This window comes from Arthrobacter sp. ISL-95 (assembly GCF_018613695.1).
Taxonomy (GTDB): domain Bacteria; phylum Actinomycetota; class Actinomycetes; order Actinomycetales; family Micrococcaceae; genus Arthrobacter.
The window spans coordinates 207,167-225,455 of sequence record NZ_JAGGPR010000003.1 but is presented as its reverse complement, the minus strand read 5'-3'; the positions used below and the strand labels follow the sequence as shown (position 1 = coordinate 225,455).

Sequence of the window (18,289 nt, the reverse complement as noted above, 5' to 3'; positions counted from 1 at the left end):
CCGGCATGTCGCAGCCAGGATCCGAACCGCAACCCGAGCACCAGTTGAACGGGCAGCACGCTTTCGCCGGCCAGCCTTACCCGCAGGCATATCCGCAGCAGCCATATGGCCAGCAGCCCTATCCGCAGCAGCCGTATGTAGAGCAGGACGGCATGCCGTTCTACTTCCCGGATCTTGAGGGTGCCAACTTCAAGTCCAAGGCCACCACGTACGCCATCATCGGGATCTTCGTCTTTGGCATCGTCTTTGGGCCCTTGGCCATCCGCAATGCCAGCCGAGCAGAGGCCAACGGCGTACCGGCCACCTTTGGGAAGGTTGCCGGCTGGATTGTCACGGTGCTGTCCTGCATCAACATCGTTTTCTGGGCAGCGATCCTCATTTTTGGAGCGGTCTACGGCAGCATGGGTGGACGTTAGGGGGCAACGGCCCTACACGGCGCCGGTTGAACCGCCTGTATTGCCCAGCAGCGAAGCCAACGCCTTCCACCGTGCGATCTCACAGCCATCAGTCCTGCTGAACTGGCTGTGAACTTTCCGTCCCCGGAACCACCCCTCGACCACAGCCACCTGCGGGCCGCCGTACTGCTGCGTGCAGATCCGGTCCGGGCGGGGCTCAGGGAAGAAGACTTCCTCGCCGAACTGCTCGACGGCGGCCAGCGCCGCAGTTGCGTCCGGCAAGTTTGAGTCCACGGTGTCAGGGTCAGGCGAGAGGATGCCTGCGGCGGACCGGAGATGGAACACCCGGCTTTCAGCGCCGGGTGCCGCTGTCAGCGTGACTGTCAGGTCGACGTCGTGCTCGCTCTTGTTTGTGTCGCTGTTCTCTGCGGAGACCATGGTTACCTTTCGCTGGTGACGGCGGGGTGGTCAGGCAGCCAAGCCGCTCAGCTCGTCCAAGAGCGGCCCTACTGCCTTGAGCACACGGACCCGCAGCTCCTGGGATTCGGCTGCGAAAGCCCGCTGGTATTCAACGTACTCGGACTTACCCTGCGGTGTCTCAATCCTGATGGGCGGGTAGCCCCATTCTTCAAGATCGTAGGGGGAGGCCTGCATGTCCATCGCCCGGATCCGCCAAGACAGCTCGAAAGCGTCCATCACCAGCGCGCTCGGCAAGGCCGGCGTCAGTTTGTACGCCCATTTATAGAGGTCCATGTTGGCATGCAGGCAGCCCGGCTGCTCCATGGTGCGTTGGTTCTCCCGGGTGGGCGTGAGCTCATTCAACGGGGTGGCGTCCGGTGTGTAAAAGCGGAAAGCATCAAAGTGCGAGCAACGGATGCGGTTCTCTTCAACAACGGTGTCCGTGCCCTCACCGCCGAGCCTCAGCTGCAGGTATTCGTGCCGCAACTCAAATTTTTCCTGGCGGTACACCATGGCCCACTCGTGCAGCCCAAAGCACCCGAATTGAGCCGGTCGCTTGGCCGTGCCCGCCAGGATGATTCCGGCAAAGCGCACAGCCTCGGCTCGGTCGGATAGGAAGCTGCCGCGGTCAAAGGTGACAGCGGGCGTACCCGGAGTCAGCCCCACTGAGGCGAGCTCGGCGTCGTCGAGCGTCCTGTAGAACTTCCAAGGAGCGCGCTCCAAGGCGCGTTCGCCGCTGAGGACCACGCCGTCGCCGGGATGCCAACGCTGCAACTGGCCGGGCTTCTGGGTGTAATACGTGAAGAGGAAGTCTTCCACGGGGTGCTTTTTCCCGGCCGAGCGCCTGGCCAGATATGGATCTGCGTACCGCGCGACGCGCGCATGATGGGCCGCCTCCAGCCCGAGCCATTGCTCTTGGGGGAGGTGCCGCAGCCTAGAGGCCGCCATCTGATCCGAGGACGCTCTTCGCGGCGTCCCAGAGGGCGATTTGGCAGCCGTCCGTGCGGTTGAAGGACGCGCTGACTTCCTTGCCGTCCACTGAACCGGTCACCTTGGCTGTTGCCGGGCCGCCGTACTGCATGGTGCAGGCCTGGTCCGTCCGAGTGGGGGCCGGGCTCAGGATGGTGGGGCCGTTTTTGAGTGTGGTGCAGGCCTTGGCCGCCGACGGGTGGCTGCTTTCGGCCGCCGGTGCGCCATCTTTACAGACGAGCGTCAACGTTTGGGGAGCGGACTCCGGAGTTTCAACGAGTGTGATGGACAGTTCGGCATTGCCCGCGCCGGTGGCCGCCGACGCGCCGGGGGTTGCGGTGTTGCTGGGGCTGCTGCTTGAAGGAGCCGACGACGGCGCCTGGCTGGCGCTGCCTGTGGAACCTGGCGTGGGGGTGCCTGAGCATGCGGCGAGGCCGGCAACGGCCAGTACTGCCAGCAAGGGCCGAACAAATCGCATGCGCATGGAATCTCCTAGGTTGCGTCCATTTTACGTGGCACTTGTGGCGCCCGTTTCCGTGTTCGCTTCAAGAAGACCACCGGGGGACTGTCCTTGGCTAGGGGTTGCGCCGCTGGGTGGCGGCGATCAGCCCGGTCATGGCTTGGTGGAGTTCGGCTACTTCTTCGCGGCTGAGCTGCAGGCGTTCGCGGATCTCGCCCGGAACAGCTGTGGCCTGTGCGCGGAGTTCGGCACCTTTGTCCGTCAGCTTGACCGCCAGCGCCCGCTCATTACCGGGAACGCGCTCGCGGGTAATGAGTTCCGCTTCCTCGAGGCGTCGTAACAGCGGGGAGAGCGTGGCGGGGTCGTGGAGAAGGCTGTCGCTGATGTCCTTCAGTGTCCGGGGACTTCGTTCCCAGAGGGCCAGCATCACCAAGTACTGGGGATGGGTGAGCCCGAGCCGCTCCAACACTGGCTTGTACACGCCCACAACACTGCGCGAGGCCACGGTCAGGGCGAAGCACAGTTGGCGTTCCAAGAGGAGGTCGTCGGTCTCCCGGGTGGATTCATCAATGGCTGTCATGGCTGCCTCCTGTGCTCGCTGCCAGATCGATTAGCGCACACGCGTCAATTAGTTAGTGCACTAATGATTAGCCTACTATGGAGTTACTGAACCGCCTAAAAGAGGAGTCGATCCGCGTGGCCAAGGAATCGTACACACGGAAGTTCATGCGCGCGACAGGGAAGTTCCGGGTAATTTTTGGCCCCGCGCACAGCAGCTCCCTGGACCATGAGATGACCGAGGCAAACAGGAAGTTGCTCGCCCAACGCCAGGCTGAGACTCAGCAATGGGAAACACTCCGCCGGCCCGATGGCAGCACCTACGTGGTGCCCCGCAATCCGGATGACAAGTCCCTGCGGTAGGTCCCCTTCCGCATCCGGCGATGAATCCCGGAGCATCTTGGCGAGAGCCTTTTCCCGCCAACAGGCGTAAAATTAGCTCACTGAACGGCGCGCACCAGCCCTGCCGCTTTTCTCTCTCCGGTAAGGAAGGGAGGTGGAAAACATGGGACGCAGAATGGAAGGCTTCGTCCACGTAACCGAGCGGCTGCAGTCCGTTTTTGGACCGGCAACCCATGGTGATACGGACGGCCCCGTGCTGCACAAGCATGATGATTTCGAGACCGCTTCCGAGGCGGATTTGAAGAACTTTGACGTTGAGACCGACTCTGGGGGTCATCACTACGCAGTCCGGAATAACGATCCCGGGCCAACCAGCACCGACTACAGCGTCTGACGGGCGTGAAATGCCGAAGGGCCGGACCGCGAACTCCGGCCCTTCCTCATGTTCGGGGCTTCCCCTGCCTTGACCTGGGTCAGTTCACCATGCCACTGTTGAGCAACTAGTCAGCATGCTTATTATATGAGTAGTACGGTAAATGCTGGCGTAAAGAGGGGGCCATCAATGAGTTTCCAGGACGATGCAGCAAGGGTTCCGAGCAGTCCCGACCGCCCGGATTCAGGTAGTTCCGAGCACAAGGAGCGTGTTGTCCCGCCAGCGTCAGGCCACGACAGACCAACCCGTACCGCCGCTTTGTGGGTGGCAGTAGCTGTTGGTTTGGTGGTCCTGGTGGTGTTGATCGTGTTCTTCGTCCAAAACCAGGACATGATCACAGTCCGGTTCTTTGGGCTGGAAGGGACGCTCGCCCTGGGCACCACACTTTTCATTGCCGCTGTAGGCGGAGGAGTGCTGGTTGCTCTTGCGGGCGGCGCCAGAATTCTCCAACTCAGAATCTCCAACCACCGCCGCAAGAAAGCTGTTAGCGGGCCGGGAGGCGGCTACTAGGTTTTAATTGCGGAAGGACCGGAGCGCTTGCTCCGGTCCTTCCGCAATTTAATCCCGACGGCGGCACTCCCTGACGATGTAAGTCCGCCGGGGTGGTGAGTCGTCTTAGCCTTCGCAGTCAGTGCAGTAGGCGACGCCATCTTTTTCGCGGGCAATCTGCGAACGGTGGCGAACCAGGAAGCAGGAGTGACAAGTGAACTCGTCGTTTGCCTGCGGGATGACCTGGATGACCAGTTCTTCAGCGACGATTTCGCCGCCGGGGCCGTTGGCGTCGAGGCCATCGGTTTCGTCCAGTTCAAGCACGACACTCTTGGCCGTGGGAGCGCTGGCGGACTGGAGAGCCTGGAGGGACTGCTCCTGGTTCTCTTTTACATCGGTACGGAGTTCGTCGTAATCGGCTGCCACTTTTTAATGCCTCTTCGTGTTAGGGGGTTACCGGGTATGCAACGTACAGCATGCCACGAAAATTCCATACCATACCCCAGTTCCACAGCTTGTGGCGAAAACCACGTGGGTGACGGGCAAAAAAACCCGCCGCCCAGCGTCATTTCGCCCCTGTATTACCGGAGTTCGATGTCCAGCTGTTGGAAGTCGTCGGCCGAGTGGCGACCAACCAGCAACCGGAACGTGCCCAGCTCAAACTGCCAGCCGGCGTCGTAATATGCAAACGCCTTGGCCGGGATGAGTATTTCCACGCTCTCCGTGCCGGCCGGGGCGAGGTGCGTCCCAGTGTAGCCAGCGAGCCAGCGCACGGGCCTCTCCACGGAGGAATCGGGGCGTTCCACATAGACCTGGACTACTTCCCGACCCGTGCGGGTGCCGGTGTTCTTGACGGGAACGTGCACCACAACGTCGTTGCCCGCGGTGACCACCTGCGGTGCGTGGGTCTTGCCGAACTCGAACGTCGTGTAGCCAAGGCCATAACCGAACGGGAGGGCCGGAGCCGCGCCGCCCTCGGCTTCCTGCTTCAGCCATGCCCGGTACCCGACGTGGATTCCCTCGGAGTAGACCACCTTGCCGTCAACGGGTGTGGTGTTCAGGACGGGGACGTCTTCCAGCGCGGCAGGCCAGGTGGTGGGGAGGCGCCCGCCGGGTTCTTCGGCACCGAGCAGGATGTCAGCGATTGCGTTGCCGAATTCCTGGCCTCCAAACCAGCCCAGCAGGACTGCGCCCACCTGATCGAGCCACGGCATGAGGACCGGAGATCCGGAGTTCACCACCACCACCGTGCGTGGGTTGGCTGCGGCAACGGCTTCCACGAGCTGGTTTTGGTGTCCGGGAAGGTCCAGGTCCTTGCGGTCGAAGCCCTCGGATTCGATTGCTGCGTTGGTGCCCACAACCACCACGGCTACGTCAGAGTTTCGGGCAGCATCCACGGCGGCGTCGATCTCGGCGTGCGGATCCGCCACCACGGTCTCCTCGCCCAAAAGGATGGCCGTGAACGGGATGACCTGTTCCTTGGGCAGTTGGTACTCGGCCTCGATTCGGACGGTCTGGCCGGCGGTGGTTTCCACAGCGTGGACGGTCTTGGGCGGATCGAACAGGGCGGCACCCAGAACTTCGGTGTCGTCCTTGATCTCGTCGTTGAAGACTACCGTTCCGTCCAGGACAAAGCGGATGTGGCCCACGGTGCCGACTCCGAGGTGGTGGACGCCTTCTGTTTCGGCTGTCCAGTCGGCCTCCATCCGGATGGAGGCCGCGCCGTCGGGAATTCCGATGCCAAACCAGATCAGATGCGAGGCCAAGCGGTCTTCGCCGGAGATCTCCGTGCCATCTTCGGCGAGGAAGGTCACGCGGATTCCGGGGACGTCGGACACCGGGTTGTGCAGGGATGCGCGGGGGAAGGGCTGGATGCCCTCGGCTACCTTAGCCCCGCGCGCGTAGGTGACCGTGACGTCGTCGGGCAGTACTTTACGGAGGCCCTCCAACGGCGAGACGGTGTACTTGGGCATCACGGTGGCGCTTCCGCCGCCCTGGGTGCGGGCTTCGTCGGCGTTGTGGCCGATCACGGCGACGCTGCTGAGCGCCTTGGCGTCCAGCGGCAGGATGCCCTTGTTGCGGACCAGCACAGCCCCGCGAACGGCAACTTCACGTGCGACGGCGGCCCCGTCCAGTTGCGTCGGGAGCTGGGTCACCGCAGGTTCGAAGCCTTCGAGGGAGCCCACACGGGCTGCGAGGCGCAGGATCCGGGTGACCTTCTCCAGGATCGCTTCGCGGCTGACGCGGCTATCGTTGACGGCTGCAAGGAGCTTGGGTCCCCAGTGGCCTACCGGGCCGGGCATTTCAAGGTCCTGGTGGGCGTTTGCGGCGTCCACAGAGCGTACGCCGGTCCAGTCGGACACTACGACGCCATCGAAGCCCCACTCGGAGGAAAGCGGCGTTTCGAGCAGCTTGTTCTCACTCGCGGTGGTGCCGTTGATGGAGTTGTACGAGCTCATCACCAGCCACGCGCGGGCCTCGGTGATCGCGTCCTCGAAAGCCGCCAGGTAGAGCTCGCGGAGGGGGCGATCGTCCACTACGGAGTCGGCAGTGAACCGCTCGGTTTCGGCTTCGTTGGCGAGGTAGTGCTTGGGCGTGGCGCCGACTCCCATGGATTGCACGCCGGCCACGTAGCCGGCGGCCATGGTTGCGGTGAGCCGGGGGTCCTCGCTCATGCATTCGAAGTGGCGGCCACCCAGCGGGGAGCGGTGCAGGTTGATGGTGGGGCCCAGGACGGCGTGGACGCCCTTCCGCCGGGCTTCCTGGCCCAGGACCTGGCCGTAGCGGTGGGCCGTTTCGACGCTCCATGTTGCGGATAACGCCGACGACGACGGCAAGGAGAGAGAGTCGTGGCGCTCATCGAAGTCTTCGCCCCGAACACCCGCCGGTCCATCGGACATGACCATGCGGGACAAGCCAATCTCCGGAATGGCGTGGGTGGACCAGACATCCGCCCCGGTCAGCAGTTGAACCTGCTGCTCCAGGGTCAGGCTCCGGGCGAGTTCGCGGATCTTCGCCTCGGCATCCGGTGCTCGTGTCTGTGGTGCTGTGACAGCGGCCGAAAGTGTGGGATTCATTTATTTGACTCCTTTGATACGTGTGACGAGGAGGGCTCCGATGATGCCGACAACCGCACCGCCGAGGAACAGTGCCGGGTAGCCGCCCAGAGCGATCACGGGGAAGGCGATAGCAGGCACCAGGGATTGGGGGAGGGCTTGGGCGATGTTGAAGACACCGAAGGTCTTGGCATTCTCTGACTGGTCGCCAGGCAGCAGGTCGGTAATGAGGGCTACATCCACGGCGCTGAAGACGCCCAGGCCCAAGCCCAGGATTCCTTGGCCCACCAGCACTTGGCCGGTGTTGGTGCTGGTGGCGATGACCACAAGTCCGCCCATCATGATGAGGGCAGAGATGATGACCATGCTTTTGCGCTTGCCAAGACGGTCGCTGATCCAGCCACCGGCAAGGCTGGTGATGACGGTGCCGGCAGAGCTCACCAGGGTTGCTTGGAAGACCAGGCTGGTGACCTGCGTTTCGGCGACGTGGAAGTGGTCCGTGAAGAAGTACGGCAGGTAGAGAAGGCCGGCGCAGTAGCCCACATAGACCAAGAACTTGGTGACCCAGGCCCATCCCAGGCCGGGGTAATCCTCGGGGTTGAAGTAGAAGGAACCAAGAATTTCCTTGACGTTCAGCGGTGCCGGTTTTTCGGTGAGAACGCGGTCCTTGAAGGTGAAAGCGAAAGCAATGGCTATTGTCGTCCCCACGATCCCCGGCACAACGGCCATCTGCAAGGCGGTCTCGAACATTTGCGCGAAGAATGCCGCCGCCACGAGGCCAATGGGCAACGTCATGCCGATGAGTCCGGAAAGGCGCCCGCGTTCCGTTGGGCCCGCTTGGTCGGGAAGGGTAGCCACCAGAGCGGCCAGGGCTGCGTTGAAGCCCAACTGTGCTACAACCCAGGCTACAAGGACCGCCCCGACTTCCGTGGCCGAACCCAGTAGAAAGAGTGCTGCAAGACCGATCAGGGATCCACCCACAATCCACGGTTTGCGCATCCCGAAACGGGACGTGGTTCGGTCGCTGAGCCGGCCAAAGAACGGGTTGGCGAGCAAAGCGACAGCCGCTCCGACGCCTGCCACGAGGCTGAGTGCACCAGCGCGGGTATCCGGGGTGGTGATCTCCGAGACCTTGATGGCGAGGACTACCAGCGCGGGGGCAAGGACGGCCATCCAGAGGCCGGCACTCGCTATGGGCATGCCGATGATGTAGGCGCGGGAAGCTGATTTGGGTGGGGTGCTTCCAAGCCCCGGGCTGATTCTTTCCGCGCCTGCCAGTTGCTGATTGAGATTGAGGGCCACGTTGCCTCCTGTGAACGGTGACCCACCGTTGGGTCCTGAAGGAAGACTCTAGCGATAAAAATCTAGTGTAACTAGGTTTTGAACTAAAAAAGTCGAGCGATACTCGGTTTTTGCTCGGTCAAATAGACTGAGCGGATGTCAACACCCAAGGCTCGCGGCCAGTACGCCAAGGGCGCCGAACGCCGTGAACAAATCATTCAGACAGCAACTGACGTTTTTGCTACGGAGGGCTTTGAAGGCACGGCCCTGAAACGGGTAGCCGAATTGGTGGGTGTCAAGGAAGCCACCCTGTTCCACTACTTCAAGGGCAAGCAGGAACTACTGACAGCGGTCCTGGCTGAACGGGACCGGCGATCGCTCGCCGTCGGCGGCGAATCCGAGGTTGGGTTAAGCCTCATGCCGGGCATCGCTGAGCGGAATCGCAACGAACCAGGACTGACAACGCTTTACGCGGTGGCCTCGGCCACGGCCAACGATCCCGGGCATGCCTCCCACGCCTACTTCAAGGACCGCTACGAGACCGTGGTGCGGGACATCGCCGTCGACATTGAGCGGCGCCAGGCCGCCGGAGAGGTGCGGACCGACGTCGAGGCTGAAGCGCTCGCGCGACTGGTGGTGGCAGCTTTCGACGGTTTGCAGTTGCAGTGGCTCTATGACAAAGACGTAGATATGGCCCAAGGGCTGACCCAGCTGGTGGAGATCTTGCTGGCGCCGGGCGGTGCTCCATCCCGCTAACGCCGGGTAACTGCGGAAGGACCGGAGCGCAATGCTCCGGTCCTTCCGTTTTTAAGACGTGGTGGCCTTAGCGGCCGGTGCCGCCGTAGACGGTAGCCTCAGCATCGCCGTCGAGCTCGAACGCATTGTGGATGGCGCGCACAGCGTCATTCAAGGCGTCAGCGCTGGTGACCACCGAGATGCGGATCTCAGAGGTGGAGATCATGTCAATGTTGATTCCGGCATCGGAGAGGGCCTTGAAGAACGTGGCCGAAACGCCGGGGTGCGAGCGCATGCCCGCGCCGATGAGGGAGAGCTTGCCAACGTTCTCGTTGTATTCGATGCTCTCGAAACCGATCTGGCCCTCAGCTGCACGCAGGGCAGCAAGGGCGTCGGCGCCTTCGACGATGGGAAGGGTGAACGAAATATCCGTGCGGCCGGTGCCGTGGGTGGAGACGTTCTGGACGATCATGTCGATGTTCGAGTGTGCATCTGCGATCACCTGGAAAATTGCAGCTGCCTTGCCGGGGATATCCGGTACGCCTACCACGGTGACCTTGGCTTCGGACCGGTCGTGTGCAACGCCGGAGATGATTGGCTGCTCCAAGGCAACTCCCTCTTGAATAGTGAACTTTTCGTCGGCTCCGGGGATGACCCACGTGCCTTCGTTTTGGCTGAATGACGAGCGAACGTGCAGCGGCACACCGAAACGGCGGGCGTACTCCACGCACCGCAGATGCAGAATCTTGGCGCCGGAAGCTGCCAGTTCCAGCATTTCTTCGCTGGAGATACGGTCGATCTTCTGGGCGGAGGACACAACGCGGGGATCGGCCGTGTAAATGCCGTCCACGTCCGTGTAGATTTCGCAGACGTCGGCTTCCAGCGCTGCGGCCAAAGCAACAGCAGTGGTGTCCGAGCCGCCTCGGCCCAACGTGGTGATCTCGTTGGTGATGCGGCTCATGCCTTGGAAGCCTGCCACGATCGCAATGTGTCCCTTGTCCAGGGCGGTGCGGATGCGGTGGGGATCGACGTCGATAATCCGGGCCTTGCCGTGGATTCCGTCGGTAATCATGCCGGCCTGGGAGCCCGTGAAGGATTGCGCGGAGGCGCCGAACTTGTTGATGGCCATGGCGAGCAAGGCCATGGAAATTCGCTCACCGGCGGACAGGAGCATGTCCATTTCGCGGGCGGGAGCCGAGTCCGTGACCTGGCTTGCGAGGTCCAGGAGTTCGTCGGTGGTGTCGCCCATTGCGGAAACAACAACCACAACCTCGTTGCCGGCCTTCTGCGCATCCACGACGCGCTGAGCGACCCGCTTGATGCCATCAGCATCGGCAACCGAGGAACCGCCGAACTTTTGAACGATCAGCTGCTTGGTAATGGCAGCCTCGTTGGAGAGCTCTTCGATCTTCACTTCGGTAGTGGGCATAGTCATGCGCGCACCCTCACTGCATCAATAGGGTTCGAACGCGGCGTGCAAATCCACATTGGAGCACGCCAGCGTAGCTTATTTGCCCAGTTTATCGCCGTGGCCTGCCCGTGCAGGAATTGTGACCATATAGCGGCCACCTACTATCGCTACCACCCCGAAGTGCCCGGACCACCCTTGAACGGGCCGACGATCCTCGTGGTGATCCAACCACCGTAGAAGCCGCCTTCCTGGAAGGTCACCTGCTCGCCTTCTATCTCGCAGGAATCCATGTGTTCCGGGTAGAGCGCCACTTTGCCGCTCAGTGCTTCGAAGCCTCGTGTGGGGCGTAGGTATGTCCATCCGGCACGCTCAACAAGCGTGCCGCCGGCCGTGATGGTGAAGTAGCTGGCTTCTCCCTTGAACTCGCAGAAAGTGGTGCCGCCGACGGGGATCAGCACATTGTCCGGGAAGGCATCCAACGGCAGGTAGTAGACCGGGGGATGGCTTGTCTCCAGAACACGCACGGCATTGGTGGTGTCCACGATCACCTGACCGCCGAGCCGCACCACAACCCGCTCAGATCGCGGCTCTACCCTGGGCGGGCGCGGGTAGTCCCACACCGATTCCTAACCGGGGCCGGGCTTGATGGGGCGGGGACGCCTGAAGACGCCGTTGCTGGAGACCATTGGCCCATGGTGACACGTTGAGCTGGGACCTAGCCCTGAAACCCAGGCGTATCGGTGGTGGCATGCCGGGCGTACCATCCATTCATGAGGAGTGCGAGCGGCGATGGCCGACGTTCCTGACCATCCACCCGGTTCGGGCCCGGCGCGCAACGAACCCGAATACGAAGTCATCGGCGGGGTGATCGACGATCAACCCGGAGGCTTTGAGCGCAACAGTCCAAGGAACGGGTCACAAGGCCGGCCTGCCGCGCATTTCGGCGCAGCCTTGGCCGATGCGTGGCGGAGCGCCCGGACCTCTTTTACCTCGTGGTGGTTCTGGGCGGCCTGCGCGCTGGGAATTGCCGTCGCTTGGGGCACGGCTGCAGCTGTGGTTGCGGTAGGAGAAGCCAACGGGTGGTTTGACGTCAGTGCCGTTAGTGCCATCTACCTGATCATGGCGTTGTTCCTGCCGCTTGCCGCGGCCGTGCTGGGTGCGGTCTGGGGCTTCCGTCATTCCCACGGGCGCAGATTCGTTGTTCTGCTGTCCGGAGCCATGAGGGGTGCGGCTTTAGCCGCGATGGCCGGCGCTGCGTTATTCGTGGTGCGCCTCAACGACGGTGGGCCAATGGCACTGACCGGTGCCGCCGTCGTCGTGATTGTCATCGAAGTAGCACTGTTCGGGCTGATCGGTGCCGGTTCGCGGCGATGCTTCGCCAGGGCGGCCCCGGGCGCGGCGTTGGCCGCCGCGGTGGTGGCCTTCCTGTGCTTGGGCAATGTTGTTGTCACAGTCCTGTTGCTCCCTGGAACCACAGGAATGGACCATGCGTCCGTCCCGGCCAACGTGGAACGCGACGACTCCGGCACCGTCACCGCCTACGAGTGCGTCGGCGAGCTTCGCCCGGTTGAGGTTGCCCACACGGACCGGGTCGCGTGGCTTGCGGCAGCCAACCCGGCCCTCCTCTTGGGGAGCCTCGGCGCCGACATGGTGTCCCCGGATAACGAGCTGGGCTGGGTGCTGGCCGGACTGCAGTGGGCTTCCGACGGTCCGTCACGCGAAGTCCCGTGCCTTGGCGGAGAATCCAGCGACGTCCGTGCGCCTTCAATGCCGGTAGCCCTGACGGGCCTGGCGTTGCAGGCATTAACGGCCGCGTTGGTTGTTGTTCCGGGATACCGGCTGGCTGCGCGGAGGCTGTGACGTTCTTCCCGTTACAGCAGTGCGTTGCGCCGGCCTTCGAAGGCCCTGCCGAGCGTGACTTCGTCGGCGTACTCCAGGTCCCCACCTACGGGAAGGCCGGAGGCCAGCCGCGTCACGGTGATGCCGATCGACTTGAGCATGCGGGCAAGGTAAGTGGCTGTAGCTTCGCCTTCAAGGTTGGGGTCCGTGGCGATGATGATTTCCTGGATAGCGCCGTCGTTGAGGCGCGTCAGGAGCTCACGGATGCGCAACTGCTCCGGACCGATGCCCGCGATGGGGTTAATGGCGCCGCCCAGCACGTGATAGCGGCCGCGGAAGGACCGTGTGCGCTCCACGGCCAAGACGTCCTTGGACTCCTCTACGACGCAGATGACCGACGGGTCACGGCGCTGGTCGCGGCAGATGTTGCACGTTTCCTGCTCGGTGACGTTGAAGCACACGGTGCAGAACTTCACCCGTTCCTTGACCGTGGTGATGGCCGTGACCAGGCGCTTCATATCCTCAGGATCGGCCTCAAGAATGTGGAACGCCAGGCGCTGCGCTGATTTGGGGCCCACACCGGGAAGCCGGCCGAGCTCATCAATCAGCTCTTGAACTGCACCTTCGTACACAATGTCCTCGTTAGTTTGTATTCAATGCTGGAGTCAGCGGGGTTGTAGGGGAGAACCGTCCAAGGCGCGCTCTTCAATCAGCTTCCCGCCCAGAATACGCTCCACCGCAGCCCGCCCAAAGACACGGGATTCCTCGATCGTTTCATCTTCCGGACTGGGAATGTCCTCCGGAACCGACTCCGGCTTAGCCTGGGTCCTCACAGGTGCCTGGACACGGCCCGCTTGGGCTTCGGGGCTGTTGGTCAATCGCTGGTACAGGCTCTGACGGCCATTGGGACTTCCCGACGGCGCGGCCTCCTCCATCGTCGCAACCGAACCATGCGCCTCCTCGGGCTGCGAAGCCAAGGAGGGCCAGGTTGCCGGGGCGCTGCTGGCATTGCTGCTTGCCGTGGGGACGCTGCTGCTCACCGGTGCGGGCATCGATTGGGTTCCAGGCCAGCTCGATGCCGGTGCGACGTCCCAGCTGGAGCTCGGGTTCTGCTCCGCGTTGGTCGGGTGGCCGTAGGCACTGGTAATTGCCTCCGGAACCTGAGCCGCAGCCGGTTCGTAGTCCTGGGTGTCCGTTGCGGGCGCGGTTTCTTCGGCGGCTTGGGCGGGTTTCTTGCCCACGTTGGACTCCGTGCCCACAACCCACGTACCCGGCGCTTGCTCCACTGCACGCGACCACGGGTCCTCAGGAGCTTTGCCGCTCGTGGGACGGGGCTGTATGGCTGTGGTTGCCGTGGCCTGGGCCGGTGCTGAAGCCCGGCTTGCAGACGGTGCTTGGGGTGCCGACTGGGCTTGGCTTGCCGGTGCGGGGGCCGCCGGTTGTGAGCTGGTTCGGCCGTAGGCCGACGGTGGCTCCCAATCCGCAGGGGGCTCTTCATCCAGAGGAGGCGCATCCTCGTCGAGGGGCGGACCCCAGTCGTCGTCAGGATACGAGTAATCGCCGGAAGGCTCGGAAGGTTCGGCGGGCTCTGCAGCCGCGGGAGCGGTCGTCACCGGAGCAGCCGGCGCTTGCGGTGAGGTAGCAAGGTCCGGGATAGGGGTGGCCGGTAGTGAGGCGCTGGGTGCTGCGGGAGGTTCTGCCGGCGCAGGGGTGGCCGCTGCTGGCTCGGATGTTTCTGCGGGCACAGGTGTCATCGGGGCGGCAGCCGGTGCGGATGCTACTGGCGCTGAAGCGGGTGCGAGACCCCAAGCGGAGTCGACGGCTGACACGGGTGCCGGCGCCGAAACTGTTTCCGCAGGCGCTGCCGCAGCAGGAGTGTCCCGGCTAGTAGGTGCTTTTGGGTTTGGCTCAGAGCTCGCTGAGCTGTTGCCGCCAGCGACCGCGACGATCTGGCAGTCGATGCCGATGGTCTTATGAATCGCCTGCCGAAGGTTCTCGGAGTGATCCGCACGTCCGAACGCACCCGCTAGGCCGCCCGTTGTGAATGCCAGAGTCAGCACCTGGCCATCGAACTGAGCCACCTGGGCGTTCGGTTCCACAAGCGCCCACGTACTGCGCTTGATCTTGGTCAACGTCTGCAGGACATCCGGCCATGCGCGGCGCAGGGCCTCCACATCGCCGCTGCCACCTGGCCCTGGAACTTGAGCCGGAGCTTGAGCGGCAGGCTGCGGGGCTGACGCGGGCGCCTGGGGCCTGGAAGGTGCCTGTTGGGCCGGTGCCGGTTGTGCCTTGGGCGATGCCGGGGAAGGGGCCGCATCAGCCGATGGCACTGCCGGCGACGACGTGGGCGCTTGAACCGGCTGGGGCTGCTGCGCGGGTGTCGATCCTGGCTGCGCTTGGCGCGGAGCAGTTTGCGGTGCGGCAGCTTGCTGTGCGCGGTCGGCAGCCGGGCGGTCTTCAACGGGCCAATCGTTGGTGGACACCCGTGGCGCGGTGAGGGCATCCCGCGAACCAGCGTCAGCGGACTGCTCGTTAGCGGACTGCTCATTAGCGGACGGGGCTGGCGCGGACTGCTCAGGCGCGGCAGGGGAGGCAACAGGGGCTTGCCGGGAAACAGCGGGTGCCGCCGGGGCGGTCGCGACAGCAGGAGTTTCCGCTTGTGCTGGCGCCGCTGGAGTGGTGGGCGTAGTAGCCGCGGCTGCAGGCGGGCCAGCAGTAATAGCCGGGGCGCCGCCGTCGCCCGCGTAATTCAGGCGCCGTTCCACGCGGTCGATGCGGGCAGCGATGCCCCGCTCGGTCTGCTCAGCGCTGGGCAAGAGGATGCGAGCACACAGCAGTTCAAGGTGAAGGCGCGGCGACGTGGCGCCCGTCATCTCGGTCAGAGCGGTGTTGGTGACATCCGCTGCCCGGGACAGCTCGGCAGCTCCAAGGTTGGTTGCCTGGTTGCGCATCCGGGCGATCTGGTCCGCCGGCATGCCGCGGAGGATGGCTTGTGCGCTCTCGGGCATCGCTTGGACGATGATGAGGTCGCGGAAGCGTTCCAAGAGGTCTTCGACGAATCGCCGGGGGTCGTGACCTGTCTGGATAACGCGGTCCACGGCGCGGAACACTGTTGCGGCGTCGGCCGCAGCAACGGCATCCACGATGTCGTCCAGCAAGGAAGCGTGCGTGTAGCCGAGCAGGGCAACAGCGAGTTCATAGTCCAGGCCGTTCGGACCGGCGCCGGCCATGAGCTGATCAAGCACGGACAGGGTGTCCCGGACGGAACCGCCACCCGCGCGGATCACGAGCGAGAGCACGCCCGGGGCGACCGGAACGTTCTCCTGCTGGCAAAGGAGCTCGAGGTACTGCATCAGCGGCTCGGGCGGCACCAGCCGGAAAGGGTAGTGGTGCGTGCGGGAGCGAATGGTCCCGATGACCTTGTCCGGCTCCGTGGTGGCGAAAATGAACTTGATGTGTTCCGGCGGCTCTTCGACGATTTTCAGGAGCGCGTTGAAGCCGGCCGACGTGACCATGTGGGCCTCGTCAATGATGAAGATCTTGTAGCGGTCCCTGACCGGTGCGAAGGTTGCGCGTTCGCGGAGATCGCGGGCGTCGTCAACGCCACCGTGGCTGGCGGCGTCGATCTCGATCACGTCCAGCGAGCCCGAGCCGCCGCGCGCCAGTTCGATGCAACTGGGGCACTTGCCGCAGGGGGTGTCTGTGGGTCCTTCGGCACAGTTCAGGCAGCGCGCAAGGATGCGCGCAGAGGTGGTCTTTCCGCAACCACGGGGGCCGGAGAAGAGGTAGGCGTGGTTCACACGGTTCTTGCGGAGCGCCGTCATCAGCGGCTCCGTGACGTGTTCCTGCCCGATAACGTCCGCGAAAGAGTCCGGGCGATACCTTCGATACAGGGCAGTTGTAACAGTCACAAGTGAAACCTACCTATAGGGACTGACAGTTAAAGTAAGTGACCCCTCATGCACCCGCCAGAGCCCATCTACCCTTGCTACCTTCCGGTCCTGGGGGAGTTCAACAGGATGACGCCACATGAGGGGCCGTCGACAAGCTTACCCGAACTTGGGTTGGGGTTCGAATCGGCTCAAAGGGCTGTGGATAAGGCTCGACGGCGGGTGGTGGGCGCCCACAGTCACCGCCACCCGTTCACCGCCCACGTCATGAAAGCCGGTTCCTCGTAGGGGTGCGCGGCCCGCAAAGCCCGCACAACGGCGTCGAGCCTGTCTTCCTCGACAACGCACTCGATCCGGGTTTCGGGCACCTGCTCCTCAATCCCTACCTCGCCAACTAAGGGGCGCGCTCCAGGCAGGGGTGTGAAGCGGCCAGTGCCTGGCGAAGTGAAGGCGCAGTGGGAGTAATCGCCGATCCGTCCGGCGCCGGCGTCGCCAATTGCCAAGAGGAACTCTTCGATATGCGTCTCGGGAACGTAAACAACCAGCGCGTGCAGCTGCGTCATGGGAACATCCTGTCAATAAACTTCGGCCACAAACAGGTCTCAACCATTGCAAATCATCCCACCGCAGCGGACCATGGGTATGTACACCGATTGGGGCAATCTCAAGGTTGTGAGCTGCGGGGCCTGGGAGCGAGGGGCCGGACCCGGCAGCTCAACGTTGTACCGCAAGAATGGGCGCGTTGGGGGCGTCCATTTTTCCGTTAAGGAGCGATTCTCCGGGGGGTGTCCAAGGGTGGCAAATTAGCTCGATTACACGTTGCTGAAATTCTCAGGTACAGTAGTATCTGCTTTCGAATCGGAAGCAAGGAGAATTCGCCTAGCGGCCTATGGCGCACGCCTGGAACGCGTGTTGGGTTAACGCCCTCGGGGGTTCAAATCCCCCATTCTCCGCGTTTGGCCCCAGTCCTCGGACTGGGGCCTTTTGCGTTTCCGGAACTAGTCCGCGTCGGCTTGCTGCTCCGCGTCCTGCTGCTGTTTTTCCGCTACCCGCTCAAGGACTTCACGGCACGCTGCGGTTGCCGGGTGGATGCGGCCGGCCGAGCGCGTGGACGTGAACACGGTTCGCTTTGGCAGGCTCGGAAGGTCCAGGAGTTGGACCGTGCGGCTCCGCCCGGTCCACACAAGATCCGGCATGAGCGCCACGGCGTTCCCGGATTCGATAAGCCGGATCTGCGCCTGGAGATCGGCCGTTTCATAGCGGACATCCGGTTCGAAGCCCGCCGAGCGGCACGCCTGTTCGGCCCAATGCCTGGAGGCGGCACCGCGGGGTTCCATGACCCACGGCATGGAGGCGGTGTCCGCGAGCGAGGAAACAGTTTCTCCCCCGAGTCCAACCGGGGGAGTGGCCAGCCGGATGGCGTCGCTGGTGAGGATGACCCGGTCCAGTCCGCTGTGGTGGGGGGCGGCGTGGCCGGGATATTGCTCGGCCACCACCAGGTCGAAGTCCCGTGCCCACGTTTCGTACAGGGCAGTCTCAGGCTCTCGTTGGGTCATCTCCACCCGCACCTCGGGATATTCCTGCCGCATGATGCTGAGGAAGTCCGGGAGCAGCGCCAGCGCGGCCGATTGGAACACGGCGAGCCGCACGGTTCCGGTGACCATGGACAGTGACGCCGCGAGTTCGGTTTCCGCGCGCTCCAGGGTTTCAAGCAGGGCTGCGGTGTGCGCCACCAGAATCTCCGCCTGCGGAGTCAGCTGTACCCGACGCCCGGCTTTGCGCAGCAACTCCACCCCGGCCTCCTTCTCCAGCAACGTCAGCTGCTGGGACACCGATGAAGGGCTGTATTGCATCGCATCGGCCACCTCGGCGAGGGTTCCGCGAATCTTTAATTCGTGCAGCAAACGCAGCCTGCGGACGTCCAGCAAGGCGGCCTCCAAAGGTTCGGGATGGGTAATGAATATTCGTCAGA

At 63.5% G+C, this 18,289-nt stretch carries 19 protein-coding genes, 1 tRNA gene and 1 other RNA gene; 7 read left to right on the top strand and 14 right to left on the bottom strand.

From position 1 onward, the window contains the following. The first annotated feature begins 5 nt into the window (after positions 1 to 5). A complete protein-coding gene (locus tag J7I86_RS03315) occupies positions 6 to 416 on the top strand; it encodes a hypothetical protein (RefSeq protein WP_214815470.1) in 411 nt (136 codons plus the stop codon). Between the two features lie 12 nt (positions 417 to 428). On the opposite strand, the gene J7I86_RS03310 is transcribed toward J7I86_RS03315, so the two are convergent. From J7I86_RS03310 to J7I86_RS03295, 4 genes are all read right to left on the bottom strand, one after another. Continuing rightward, positions 429 to 833, bottom strand: coding sequence for a serine protease inhibitor (locus tag J7I86_RS03310; RefSeq protein WP_214815468.1), 405 nt, complete (start codon positions 831 to 833; stop codon positions 429 to 431). 30 nt (positions 834 to 863) lie between these two features. Beyond that, positions 864 to 1,802 carry a 3-methyladenine DNA glycosylase gene (locus J7I86_RS03305; protein WP_214815466.1) on the bottom strand — a complete coding sequence of 313 codons (939 nt, stop codon included), beginning with the start codon at positions 1,800 to 1,802 and terminating at the stop codon, positions 864 to 866. Beyond that, entirely contained in the window at positions 1,789 to 2,307 is a 519-nt protein-coding gene (locus J7I86_RS03300) for an SSI family serine proteinase inhibitor (protein WP_214815465.1), read from the bottom strand. Before J7I86_RS03300 ends, J7I86_RS03305 begins: the two co-directional genes overlap by 14 nt. A gap of 91 nt (positions 2,308 to 2,398) precedes the next feature. Then, on the bottom strand, positions 2,399 to 2,863 hold the full coding sequence (locus J7I86_RS03295; protein ID WP_214815463.1) for a MarR family winged helix-turn-helix transcriptional regulator: 465 nt from the start codon (positions 2,861 to 2,863) through the stop codon (positions 2,399 to 2,401). Between the two features lie 116 nt (positions 2,864 to 2,979). Between J7I86_RS03295 and J7I86_RS03290 the strand changes: the two genes are divergently transcribed. The 3 genes from J7I86_RS03290 (at position 2,980) to J7I86_RS03280 (ending at position 4,126) form a co-directional block, all read left to right on the top strand. Further along, on the top strand, positions 2,980 to 3,204 hold the full coding sequence (locus J7I86_RS03290; protein ID WP_024819442.1) for a hypothetical protein: 225 nt from the start codon (positions 2,980 to 2,982) through the stop codon (positions 3,202 to 3,204). A 142-nt stretch (positions 3,205 to 3,346) separates the two neighbouring features. Further along, positions 3,347 to 3,577, top strand: coding sequence for a hypothetical protein (locus J7I86_RS03285; protein ID WP_214815461.1), 231 nt, complete (start codon positions 3,347 to 3,349; stop codon positions 3,575 to 3,577). A gap of 168 nt (positions 3,578 to 3,745) precedes the next feature. Then, the gene (locus J7I86_RS03280; RefSeq protein WP_214815459.1) at positions 3,746 to 4,126 is read left to right on the top strand and encodes a lipopolysaccharide assembly LapA domain-containing protein; all 381 of its coding nucleotides are present in this window, start codon (positions 3,746 to 3,748) and stop codon (positions 4,124 to 4,126) included. Between the two features lie 105 nt (positions 4,127 to 4,231). On the opposite strand, the gene J7I86_RS03275 is transcribed toward J7I86_RS03280, so the two are convergent. The 3 genes from J7I86_RS03275 to J7I86_RS03265 all read right to left on the bottom strand — a co-directional run bounded on the left by J7I86_RS03275 (position 4,232) and on the right by J7I86_RS03265 (position 8,463). Beyond that, positions 4,232 to 4,531, bottom strand: coding sequence for a DUF4193 domain-containing protein (locus tag J7I86_RS03275; protein WP_011773410.1), 300 nt, complete (start codon positions 4,529 to 4,531; stop codon positions 4,232 to 4,234). Between the two features lie 155 nt (positions 4,532 to 4,686). Then, entirely contained in the window at positions 4,687 to 7,182 is a 2,496-nt protein-coding gene (locus tag J7I86_RS03270) for a beta-glucosidase (protein ID WP_214815457.1), read from the bottom strand. Further along, the gene (locus J7I86_RS03265) at positions 7,183 to 8,463 is read right to left on the bottom strand and encodes an MFS transporter (protein ID WP_214815455.1); all 1,281 of its coding nucleotides are present in this window, start codon (positions 8,461 to 8,463) and stop codon (positions 7,183 to 7,185) included. It abuts the gene before it with no gap. 135 nt (positions 8,464 to 8,598) lie between these two features. Between J7I86_RS03265 and J7I86_RS03260 the strand changes: the two genes are divergently transcribed. After that, the gene (locus tag J7I86_RS03260) at positions 8,599 to 9,198 is read left to right on the top strand and encodes a TetR/AcrR family transcriptional regulator (protein ID WP_214815453.1); all 600 of its coding nucleotides are present in this window, start codon (positions 8,599 to 8,601) and stop codon (positions 9,196 to 9,198) included. Between the two features lie 67 nt (positions 9,199 to 9,265). Here J7I86_RS03260 and J7I86_RS03255 read toward each other — a convergent pair whose 3' ends face one another. Together J7I86_RS03255 and J7I86_RS03250 are read right to left on the bottom strand one after the other, a co-directional pair. Then, complete coding sequence (locus tag J7I86_RS03255; RefSeq protein ID WP_214815451.1) at positions 9,266 to 10,612, bottom strand: aspartate kinase; 1,347 nt, start codon at positions 10,610 to 10,612, stop codon at positions 9,266 to 9,268. Positions 10,613 to 10,755: 143 nt separating this feature from the next. Then, on the bottom strand, positions 10,756 to 11,208 hold the full coding sequence (locus tag J7I86_RS03250) for a DUF427 domain-containing protein (RefSeq protein WP_309476652.1): 453 nt from the start codon (positions 11,206 to 11,208) through the stop codon (positions 10,756 to 10,758). Between the two features lie 169 nt (positions 11,209 to 11,377). Between J7I86_RS03250 and J7I86_RS03245 the strand changes: the two genes are divergently transcribed. Next, positions 11,378 to 12,448 carry a hypothetical protein gene (locus J7I86_RS03245; protein WP_214815449.1) on the top strand — a complete coding sequence of 357 codons (1,071 nt, stop codon included), beginning with the start codon at positions 11,378 to 11,380 and terminating at the stop codon, positions 12,446 to 12,448. A gap of 11 nt (positions 12,449 to 12,459) precedes the next feature. Here J7I86_RS03245 and recR read toward each other — a convergent pair whose 3' ends face one another. From recR to J7I86_RS03225, 4 genes are all read right to left on the bottom strand, one after another. Beyond that, the gene (gene recR, locus J7I86_RS03240; protein WP_011773417.1) at positions 12,460 to 13,059 is read right to left on the bottom strand and encodes a recombination mediator RecR; all 600 of its coding nucleotides are present in this window, start codon (positions 13,057 to 13,059) and stop codon (positions 12,460 to 12,462) included. Positions 13,060 to 13,092: 33 nt separating this feature from the next. Beyond that, positions 13,093 to 16,338, bottom strand: coding sequence for a DNA polymerase III subunit gamma and tau (locus J7I86_RS03235; RefSeq protein ID WP_214815447.1), 3,246 nt, complete (start codon positions 16,336 to 16,338; stop codon positions 13,093 to 13,095). A 34-nt stretch (positions 16,339 to 16,372) separates the two neighbouring features. Then, an RNA gene (gene ffs / locus J7I86_RS03230) (signal recognition particle sRNA small type) lies at positions 16,373 to 16,469 on the bottom strand. 87 nt (positions 16,470 to 16,556) lie between these two features. Next, positions 16,557 to 16,880 carry a hypothetical protein gene (locus J7I86_RS03225; protein ID WP_214815445.1) on the bottom strand — a complete coding sequence of 108 codons (324 nt, stop codon included), beginning with the start codon at positions 16,878 to 16,880 and terminating at the stop codon, positions 16,557 to 16,559. Positions 16,881 to 17,185: 305 nt separating this feature from the next. Between J7I86_RS03225 and J7I86_RS03220 the strand changes: the two genes are divergently transcribed. Continuing rightward, positions 17,186 to 17,270 (top strand) — tRNA-Ser (locus J7I86_RS03220). Positions 17,271 to 17,315: 45 nt separating this feature from the next. Here J7I86_RS03220 and J7I86_RS03215 read toward each other — a convergent pair. Beyond that, a complete protein-coding gene (locus J7I86_RS03215) occupies positions 17,316 to 18,245 on the bottom strand; it encodes a LysR family transcriptional regulator (protein ID WP_214815443.1) in 930 nt (309 codons plus the stop codon). Between the last annotated feature and the right edge of the window lie 44 nt (positions 18,246 to 18,289).

Bases quoted from the DNA above. Each gene is read 5' to 3' on its own strand.
- J7I86_RS03300 (WP_214815465.1), bottom strand. From the start codon at position 2,307: ATGCGCATGCGATTTGTTCGGCCCTTGCTGGCAGTACTGGCCGTTGCC.
- J7I86_RS03225 (WP_214815445.1), bottom strand. From the start codon at position 16,880: ATGACGCAGCTGCACGCGCTGGTTGTTTACGTTCCCGAGACGCATATC.
- J7I86_RS03285 (WP_214815461.1), top strand. From the start codon at position 3,347: ATGGGACGCAGAATGGAAGGCTTCGTCCACGTAACCGAGCGGCTGCAG.
- J7I86_RS03245 (WP_214815449.1), top strand. From the start codon at position 11,378: ATGGCCGACGTTCCTGACCATCCACCCGGTTCGGGCCCGGCGCGCAAC.
- J7I86_RS03280 (WP_214815459.1), top strand. From the start codon at position 3,746: ATGAGTTTCCAGGACGATGCAGCAAGGGTTCCGAGCAGTCCCGACCGC.
- J7I86_RS03305 (WP_214815466.1), bottom strand. From the start codon at position 1,802: ATGGCGGCCTCTAGGCTGCGGCACCTCCCCCAAGAGCAATGGCTCGGG.
- J7I86_RS03315 (WP_214815470.1), top strand. From the start codon at position 6: ATGTCGCAGCCAGGATCCGAACCGCAACCCGAGCACCAGTTGAACGGG.
- J7I86_RS03260 (WP_214815453.1), top strand. From the start codon at position 8,599: ATGTCAACACCCAAGGCTCGCGGCCAGTACGCCAAGGGCGCCGAACGC.
- J7I86_RS03310 (WP_214815468.1), bottom strand. From the start codon at position 833: ATGGTCTCCGCAGAGAACAGCGACACAAACAAGAGCGAGCACGACGTC.
- J7I86_RS03270 (WP_214815457.1), bottom strand. From the start codon at position 7,182: ATGAATCCCACACTTTCGGCCGCTGTCACAGCACCACAGACACGAGCA.
- J7I86_RS03295 (WP_214815463.1), bottom strand. From the start codon at position 2,863: ATGACAGCCATTGATGAATCCACCCGGGAGACCGACGACCTCCTCTTG.
- J7I86_RS03255 (WP_214815451.1), bottom strand. From the start codon at position 10,612: ATGACTATGCCCACTACCGAAGTGAAGATCGAAGAGCTCTCCAACGAG.